General features: G+C 63.6%; 5 protein-coding genes and 1 pseudogene. 4 read left to right on the plus strand and 2 right to left on the minus strand.

Translation table 11 applies throughout. The features are described from left to right. The first annotated feature begins 29 nt into the window (after nt 1-29). Nucleotides 30-458: an OsmC family protein gene (locus AB4Y77_RS12265; protein ID WP_062067972.1), complete on the plus strand. Its 429-nt coding sequence runs from the start codon at nt 30-32 to the stop codon at nt 456-458. Between the two features lie 95 nt (nt 459-553). Here AB4Y77_RS12265 and AB4Y77_RS12270 read toward each other — a convergent pair whose 3' ends face one another. Then, nucleotides 554-4,072 carry a S41 family peptidase gene (locus AB4Y77_RS12270; protein WP_442014137.1) on the minus strand — a complete coding sequence of 1,173 codons (3,519 nt, stop codon included), beginning with the start codon at nt 4,070-4,072 and terminating at the stop codon, nt 554-556. 85 nt (nt 4,073-4,157) lie between these two features. On the opposite strand from AB4Y77_RS12270, the gene AB4Y77_RS12275 reads away from it, so the two are divergent. Beyond that, nucleotides 4,158-5,057, plus strand: a complete 900-nt coding sequence (locus AB4Y77_RS12275) for a TIGR01777 family oxidoreductase (RefSeq protein WP_442014138.1) — start codon at nt 4,158-4,160, stop codon at nt 5,055-5,057. Between the two features lie 16 nt (nt 5,058-5,073). Here the strand turns inward: AB4Y77_RS12275 and AB4Y77_RS12280 are convergent, their stop codons facing one another. After that, nucleotides 5,074-6,738 (minus strand): serine/threonine-protein kinase, encoded by a 1,665-nt coding sequence (locus AB4Y77_RS12280; RefSeq protein WP_442014139.1) that lies wholly within the window; start codon nt 6,736-6,738, stop codon nt 5,074-5,076. 138 nt (nt 6,739-6,876) lie between these two features. On the opposite strand from AB4Y77_RS12280, the gene lipB reads away from it, so the two are divergent. Both lipB and AB4Y77_RS12290 read left to right on the plus strand, forming a co-directional pair. Next, nucleotides 6,877-7,545 (plus strand): lipoyl(octanoyl) transferase LipB, encoded by a 669-nt coding sequence (gene lipB / locus AB4Y77_RS12285; RefSeq protein ID WP_311214757.1) that lies wholly within the window; start codon nt 6,877-6,879, stop codon nt 7,543-7,545. After that, nucleotides 7,542-8,015, plus strand: a pseudogene (locus AB4Y77_RS12290) (radical SAM protein); the annotation flags it as partial. The gene lipB and the pseudogene AB4Y77_RS12290, both read left to right, overlap by 4 nt.

Genomic DNA, 8,015 nt, shown 5'->3' on the forward strand with positions numbered 1-8,015 from the left:
CCGACTCACAACGACCCCAAGGAGTGGACATGGCAGCAACACGCACCGCACACACGGTTTGGAACGGCAACCTGATCGAGGGCGCCGGCAACACGACGCTGGACAGCTCAGGCCTGGGCACGTTCGATGTCACCTGGAAGGCACGTACTGAACAGTCCGGCGGCAAGACCAGCCCCGAAGAACTGATCGCCGCGGCCCACTCCGCATGCTTCTCCATGGCTTTCAGCCACGCCCTCGCAGGTGAAGGATTCACCGCTGAGGAAGTCAACACCAAGGCCGATGTCACCTTCGTTCCCGGAACCGGCATCACCGGAAGCCACCTGACCATGACCGCCAAGGTTCCTGGCCTGTCCGAAGAGGACTTCCGCCGGATCTCCGAAGACGCGAAGACGGGTTGCCCCGTTTCGGGTGCACTGGCCAGCATCGAGATCACCTTGGATGCCACGCTTTCGGCGTAGCACCACCGTGTGCTGAACAGCAGCACTAACCACGAGAAGAGCCCCGCCGCTTCCTTCACGGAAACGGCGGGGCTCTTCTCTGTTTACCTCTGCCCTTAGCCCTTTTGCGGACGTGAAGGCAAGGGTTCCGGACGGACCTTGCGGTAGCCCTCGCGGAGGGGAGGCCTGTCAGTGGGCAATTCCTGGATCATTTCCTTGAGGGCACCAATGCCGTACTCCAACTGCGGATCAGTGCCGGCCGCATAGGCATGAGGCGGGAACAGCACTTCGATGTCCGGCTCCACACCTCGGTTTTCAACATCCCAGCCGATTCCGCCGCTGAACCACGTGGCGTATCGGGGCTGCGTCACCCCGGTGCCATCTGCCAAGGCGAAGCGGTTGTCGATGCCTACCACGCCTCCCCACGTCCGCGTACCGATCACGGGGCCAATGCCCCTCAGCTTGGACACCTGGGTGATGATGTCCCCATCCGATCCCGCAAATTCGTCTGCGAGGATGATCACCGGACCGCGCGGTGCATGATCCGGGTACGTCCGCGGCTTCTCCCCACGCGGCATGCTCCAGCCAGTGACCTTCCGGCCGATGAGCTCGGCAACCAGCTGGGAGGTGTGCCCGCCACGGTTGCGCCGCACGTCCACAATCAGCCCGTCCAAGGCGGTTTCGGTATCCAGATCGCGGTGGAGCTGCGCCCAGCCGTTGGCCATCATGTCCGGGACGTGCAGGTAGCCGAACTTGCCGTCCGAGGCCTCCCGCACAGTGCGGCGGTTGGCCCGGACCCAGTCCTGGTACCGAAGCCTTTCTTCATCACGGACAGGGACCACAGCCACGCGACGCTGGGCCCCCGCGGCTCCTCCGTGCCCCTCACCGTTCAGCAAGGTCAGCTCCACCGTGCGGCCGGCCGCTCCCACCAACTGCATTGCGGGCGTCAGAGCCGCTGAAAGTTCGACGCCGTCAATCGCCAGCAGGACGTCACCGGCCTTCGCGTCGGCGCCCGGTCGGGTCAAAGGCGACGTGGCCAGCGGGTCCGAGGACTCGCCCGCCAGGATCCGTGTGATTTCCCAGCCTTTGCTGCCGAAGTGAAGCTCAGCCCCCAAGCGGCCCTGGCCGTTGCGCCCTGCCTCGCTCACTGCGGCAGGCTTGACGTAGGCATGCGATGTTCCCAGCTCACCGTGGATCTCCCACAGCAGGTCCACGAGGTCGTCATGCGAACCGAGCCGGTCCACCATAGGGCGGTAGCGTTTGTAGACGGAGTCCCAATCCTGGCCCGCCATGTCCGCGGTCCAGAAGAAGTCCCGTTGAAGACGCCAGGCCTCCTCAAATGCCTGCCCCCAGGCAGCCACCGGGTCAAGGATGACCCGGACCCTGTTAAGTTCCACCTTCACCAGGTCGCCGGATTCGTCGTCCACCTTGGTGTCCGACGGCACCGACGTGACCTGCTGGTCCAGGATGTACACCACCCGATTGAGATCTCCCGACAACCTGTAACTGTCCACTGCGGCAACCAAGGTGGTTTTCTTGCGCTTGGCGAGCTCGTAGCGCACCAATGACGGCGCGGTCTTCTTATCTGCGAGGGAGCCCTTGCCTTCACCAGTCACACCCGAGAGTTCAGTATCGAGCCACAACAAGGCACCGTCCGCGACAGCCAACTGCGAGTAGTTTCCCTGCGGCACGGGCACACCGATGACGCGGTGAGCCAGGCCCTCCGGGTCGACGCGCACGGCAGGCGCGGCGCCGTCGTCGGACTTTACCGGGGCAGTCGCCACATCCTCAAGTGCGTCAACAGACGGGCCAAAAGGTGAAGGCGTGTCCGCAGCCAAGGCAACCAAATACGGCTTGATGGGGCTCGGGAAAGAAAGGTCGAAGGAGTGCCCGTCATAGACGGGATCGAAGCTGCGATTCGACAAGAACGCGAGGAACTTCCCGTCAGGGGTGAACCGCGGCGATTCGTCGCAGAAACGTCCGTCGGTGAGATCGATGATGCCCGCTTCAGCGTCACCCGGGCGGGTGATGCGGAGCTTACTCCGCGAACCGAAGGATGTGACCGGCTCTGACCACGCCAGCCACTGCGAATCCCCGGACCACGCCAGTTGTTCGATGCTGCCCTCACCCACGCTGACAACAAGGGTCAACGTTCCCTGAGCGGTATCAGCGACATAGACGTCTCCAAAGGAGGTTCCCACTGCGAGCCATCGCCCATCCGGGCTTGCCTCCAGCGCACTCGTGCGCGTGGGCGACGGAAAATCGATCCGAACGTCAACTGCGTCTTCCGCCATGTCAGTGACTGCCGGCGCGTCCGCGGCACTCACAGTGTCAGCGGACGGCTCGGCCGGCGTACCTGATGAAGTGCCGCTTGCCGTGCCAGTTGGCGGCGTGGCAGGGGCTGTTGCTTGCGCCGCAGTTCGTCCCTGCCCCAACACCTTGGACGCGGCTACCGGTTTGGGCAGTGGATCGGCTTCGTTGACCGGAACCGGCGTCGGAACAACTGCGTCGGGTACGTCAACCAGTGCCGACAACGGAGACGCGATGCGCTTGATGTACAGGGCTTCAACAGACCCATGGTCAGCGACGTAGGCAATCCGGCCGGCCGTCAGCGGACGCGGCAGGCGGGCACGTACGCCGGGTGTCGCCTCCACCACGCGCGAGGGCCCGTCCTTGTGCCGGAGCCAGTGCAGCGTGCCGTGCGACTCCACGGCGCTGGCCGTACCCGAGGCGTTGGGAACGACGTCGCCGAGGTGTGCAGCGACTTTGAGGGGTGCGGGACGGCGGGCCGGCGACGCCGATCCCAGCGTGATATCCAGTTTGCTTGGCTCGGCGTCGGCGTCGGCATCGAGTGAAGGAACCATCCACAGCTCGCCGGCCGATTCAAAGATCACCCGGCCACCATCCGTGCTCGCGTGCCGGACATAGAAATCTTCGTGATCCGTGTGGCGGCGCAGCCCCGACCCGTCCGGAAGAACGGAGTAGAGATTGCCGTACCCCTCGTGGTCCGACAGGAAGGCGATACGTCCCTTGACCCAGAGGGGGTCGGTGAGGTTCCCGTCGACCTCCGGAACCAGTCGCTCGAACTCACCGTTACCGTCGGCATCGATCCACAGCTTGCCCGCCGTGCCGCCCCTGTACCGCTTCCACCAAGCAGGCTCACGGGAAAGGACGCTGGCCACCACCACAGGCTTCTCGTCCCCGATTTCGGGACCGAAGGCAACTGCCTCAACCGGACCAAAGGAAAGTTCGACGGCGGCGCCCCCGTCAAGCGGGAGACTGTAAGCATGCGTGTGGCGGCTTTCCGCCTGCTGGAAGGCGCTGGTCACCACCACGTTTCCTGCCGGCGTGAAACCTTTGACTTTCGTGGTGCTGTGGCCGAAGTAGGTCAGCTGCCTGTAGCCACCGCCGTCGACGTTTGCCGTGACAACCTCCGGCGACGTACCCACAATCACCGTCCACACGAGGTGTTTTCCATCCGGAGTGAAGCGGGGGTTCCTTGCCGGCAACTGCTGGGAAGAAACCCGCCAGGCACGCCCGCCGGAGAGGGCGGCGACCCAGATGTCGTCTTCGGCCACGAAAGTGACCAGATCGCCGTGCACATGCGGGAAACGGAGGTAGCTGGAGGAGGTCATTGTTCGATCATAGTCAAGAGGAGCCCACCCTCAGCCGCACCGACAGGCGTTTCCGCCACACGCGTTTCCCATGGTGAGATGGGTCATGAGAATCGTGATGTCCGGAGCGTCGGGAATGATCGGAACGGCTTTAACGGAGCACTTGGCCGGCCACGGCCACGAGGTCACCCGCTTGGTGCGCAGGCCCGCCAAGGACCCCGGCGAGTGGACATGGGACCCGGCCGCAGGGCATCTCGACGAAGCCGTCCTTGATACCGCGGAGGCGGTCATCAACCTCTCCGGAGCCGGAATCGGGGACCGCCCATGGACCAAGAAGCGCATCCAGGAACTCCGGGATTCACGGCTCCAAGCCACCCGGACCCTGACCGCTGCCATGGGAAGACTCGGTACACCACCGGCTACGTTCATCAGCCAATCCGCCTCCGGCTACTACGGTGCATCACGTGAGGGCGTTCTACGGGAGGATTCGGGGCCCGGGCATGGCGTGCTGGGAAGTTTGTGCGTCGAATGGGAACGAACTGCCAGGACCGCACCTTCCGGTGTACGCGTAGTGACTCCGAGGACCGGCGTAGTACTCACCACGTCAGGCGGCGCGCTTGGACCTCTCCTCCCCTTGGTGAAGATCGGGCTGGGCGGGCCGTTTGGAAACGGGCGGCAGTACTGGCCATGGATCACACTGGCCGATGAGGTGGCCGCATTGGCGCATCTCCTGACAACCGACATTGATGGCGCGGTGAATGTTTGCGCCCCGGAAAGCGCGGACGTCAACACGATCGTCGCCGCCCTGGCCAAAGCCTTCCACCGGCCAGCTTTCCTGCGTGTCCCCCGTCCCGCTTTGCGCTTGGTGCTGGGGCGCCTTGCCGATGAGCTGGTTCTGGCCAATCAGAGGATGGAACCCGCCCGGTTATCGAATGCTGGTTTCACGTGGGAGCATCCATCCTTATCACACGCCATGGCCTGGTTGACGACAGACAAAGCACGCTGACCAGGTGGTTGAGTGATCAGCCAATGGTGGCTGGGCCGGTGTCGTCCGGGGCGGCGTTTTCCTGGCCGGGGCTTGGGGCAAGGATTTCCGAAATCCGCCATCGCCCGTCAGCGCGAACGACGTGAACGCGAAGCTCCTGCGGCGGGCCCGCAGGCTGTGTCCGGGCTTTGGCCTCTGAGGCATCGCGTTCTTCATAGCCCGACGTGGCCACGGTCACCGTGACCACTACGTCACCGGCCTCCCCGGATCCGGAGACACCAACCGCAGATAATGTCGTCGAGAACCCGGCATACATCGTTCCGGCTTTCCGGAGGTGATCCGCCAGTAACCGGTCAGAGGCTTCCGCGGGTGACCCAGCGGCATTGACCAAGGCCAACAACTCGAGCCTTCCCTGCGCCAGTGCCATGTCACGTACGGATGACAGCGTGGCTACGGCCACTGCCGGGTCATCAGCCAGGAGCCCGTCGGCTAGCTCTTCCGGCAGGTCGGCGGACACCGTAGATCCTGGTCCGGGGACCGGATTGACGGTTTCCGCCGCTGCTTGCTGCGGCTGTGCAGATAACTCCATGCTCTGTTGCTGCGGGTTCTGCTGCCACAGGAACCATGCCGCGGTGCCGAGCATCAGCCCGGTAGTCAGCGTGGCTGCACTGGCCATGAACCAACGGCCACGACGTCGCGGCCGACGGCCCTCCGGGCGAAGTCCAGGTTGTAATCCAAGCGGAAGGAACCTCCGCCATGATCCAACCCATCGGGGGATGCGGCGGGTGGGACGCCCCAAGGCCTGCCGGCGCGTCAGCAGCTCAGGTATGACGGACGAATGTACGGCGCCGGACAAGTCCACCGGCTCGGGCGCCGCGCTCCTGAAGATCGCCATGGCCAGTTCCCTGGCTGTTGGCCGCACCAGCGGATCCACATCCAGGGCAGCCTCCAACGCCGCCACTAAGGACCTCGGAACATCCGGAACCACCACAGACAACGGCGGCCGGTGCCGGGTAGCCTCCGGGGCCGCCCCCGTCAGGCAGTACCAGCCGATGGCGGCAAGCGAAAAGACATCACGCGCGGGCTGCAGTTCCTGCGATGAATCAGTCCCGCTGCCGGACGCTGCGTCGCCGGGACAGGTGAAGCCAGGCGTTCCGGCCCCAGGGTTTGGCCGGACACCACCCACGATGGAGGCAATGCCCAGGTCCGCGAGCAGTGGCTTTCCCTCGGCCGTGAAGAGGACATTCCCGGGCGCTACGTCACCATGCACGGTGCCGTTGGCATGCAAATAGTCCAGTACCTGGGCAAGCGGGGTGAGGATGGTGACGGCTTCCCCCACCCGAAGCCTTCCCCGCCCTGCCATCAGGTTGGCCAGCGAGCCACCCGCCGCAAAGTCCATGACAATACCCGGTGTCCCCGCAGAATCGCCTTCCAGCGGAACGACGTCATGGACCCCCACCAGGTGCTGGTGCTTCAGGCCGGACAAGAGCCTGACCTCTCGCGCTACCTCCTCAAAGATCAGGGATTGCGCCACGTGGCCTTCGGGCGTGCCGGGAGTGGCGCATTTAATGGCAAACCGAGCCCCGTCGCAGCTCCTGGTGACAAGCCAAACGGTAGAAGTACTGCCTTGGCCCAAGAGGCGGGATGTCTCATAACCGGCAACGGACGGCATGATGGCGGCGGGCGGATCCAGAGTTTCCATAGATAAGATCTACCGGAATACGGGATTTTCCGCAGAAGTTATCCACAGGTAGCACCCTGACGACAACACCACGCGATGCGACTGAGAGGTTCGCCACAAAACCATGGCCAGTCTCCCGCTGGGTCTAAGCTTGAACCCATGACTCTTGAGTTTTCACAACTGGGTCTTGCCCCTGATTTCGTTGACTACATGCAGGGCTGGGACCTGCAGCGCGAGATCCACAACAAAGTTGTTGCGGGCGAGAAGAACAGCACCGTTTTACTCCTGGAACACGCTGCCGTCTACACGGCCGGCAAACTCACGGAAGATCACGAGCGACCCTTCGACGGGACACCCGTTGTTCCCGTGGACCGCGGCGGGAAGCTGACCTGGCATGGACCCGGACAGCTGATCGCCTATCCCGTCCTCAAGCTTAAGAACCGCGCCGGCATCCGCGACTATGTGGAGCGGCTCGAAGCCATCATGATCGCCGTGATGTCGGACTACGGCATCAACGCAGTGACCGTGAAAGGCCGGGCCGGCGTCTGGATGCTTGCTGATGAGAAAGGTCCAGACCGCAAAATTGCCGCTATCGGTATCCGCGTCCTGGACGGCGTCACCATGCACGGTGTCGCCATTAACTGCAGCAATGACTTGGCGCCTTACGCACAGATCATTGCCTGTGGAATTACCGACGCCAGTGTCACCACCATGTCCCTGGAAGCCGGCCGGACCATCAACCCTGCCGACATCGTTGACCGCTTCGTGGAAGAATTCCGCAAGCATGAAGAAGCACTCATTTCCACCCACGAAGGAGCACTCCAGTGACCCTGGCACCTGAAGGCCGTAAGTTGCTGCGCGTTGAGCAGCGTAACTCGGCCGTCCCGGTTGAACGCAAGCCCGAGTGGATCAAGGCCAAGGTCCAGATGGGGCCGGAGTTTGTCCAGCTCAAGAACCTGGTGAAGAAGGAAGGCCTGCACACCCGGGGTGGCCCGTGATGACCTGGCCGATGAGGGTGTGTGGTTGTACGCCGAAACSGTSCGGAAGATCCATGAACTGAACCCGGGCACCGGGGTGGAGTTGTTGATCCCGGACTTCTCCGGCAAGCCCGAGCACATCGCGGCGATCTGTGATTCCAAGCCCGAGGTGTTCGCGCACAACGTGGAGACCGTGCCGAGGATTTTCAAGCGGATCCGTCCGGCGTTCCGGTACGAGCGGTCCCTTGATGTCATCACCCAGGGCCGGGATTTGGGTATGGTGACCAAGTCCAACCTGATCCTGGGCATGGGCGAGACCCG

Source organism: Paenarthrobacter sp. YAF11_1 (assembly GCF_052113445.1).
Taxonomy (GTDB): Bacteria; Actinomycetota; Actinomycetes; order Actinomycetales; family Micrococcaceae; genus Arthrobacter.

What these genes read in the sequence shown, in the direction of transcription:
- AB4Y77_RS12265 (WP_062067972.1), top strand. Translation starts at nt 30, where the DNA reads ATGGCAGCAACACGCACCGCACACACGGTTTGGAACGGCAACCTGATC.
- AB4Y77_RS12270 (WP_442014137.1), bottom strand. Translation starts at nt 4,072, where the DNA reads ATGACCTCCTCCAGCTACCTCCGTTTCCCGCATGTGCACGGCGATCTG.
- AB4Y77_RS12275 (WP_442014138.1), top strand. Translation starts at nt 4,158, where the DNA reads ATGAGAATCGTGATGTCCGGAGCGTCGGGAATGATCGGAACGGCTTTA.
- AB4Y77_RS12280 (WP_442014139.1), bottom strand. Translation starts at nt 6,738, where the DNA reads ATGGAAACTCTGGATCCGCCCGCCGCCATCATGCCGTCCGTTGCCGGT.
- lipB (WP_311214757.1), top strand. Translation starts at nt 6,877, where the DNA reads ATGACTCTTGAGTTTTCACAACTGGGTCTTGCCCCTGATTTCGTTGAC.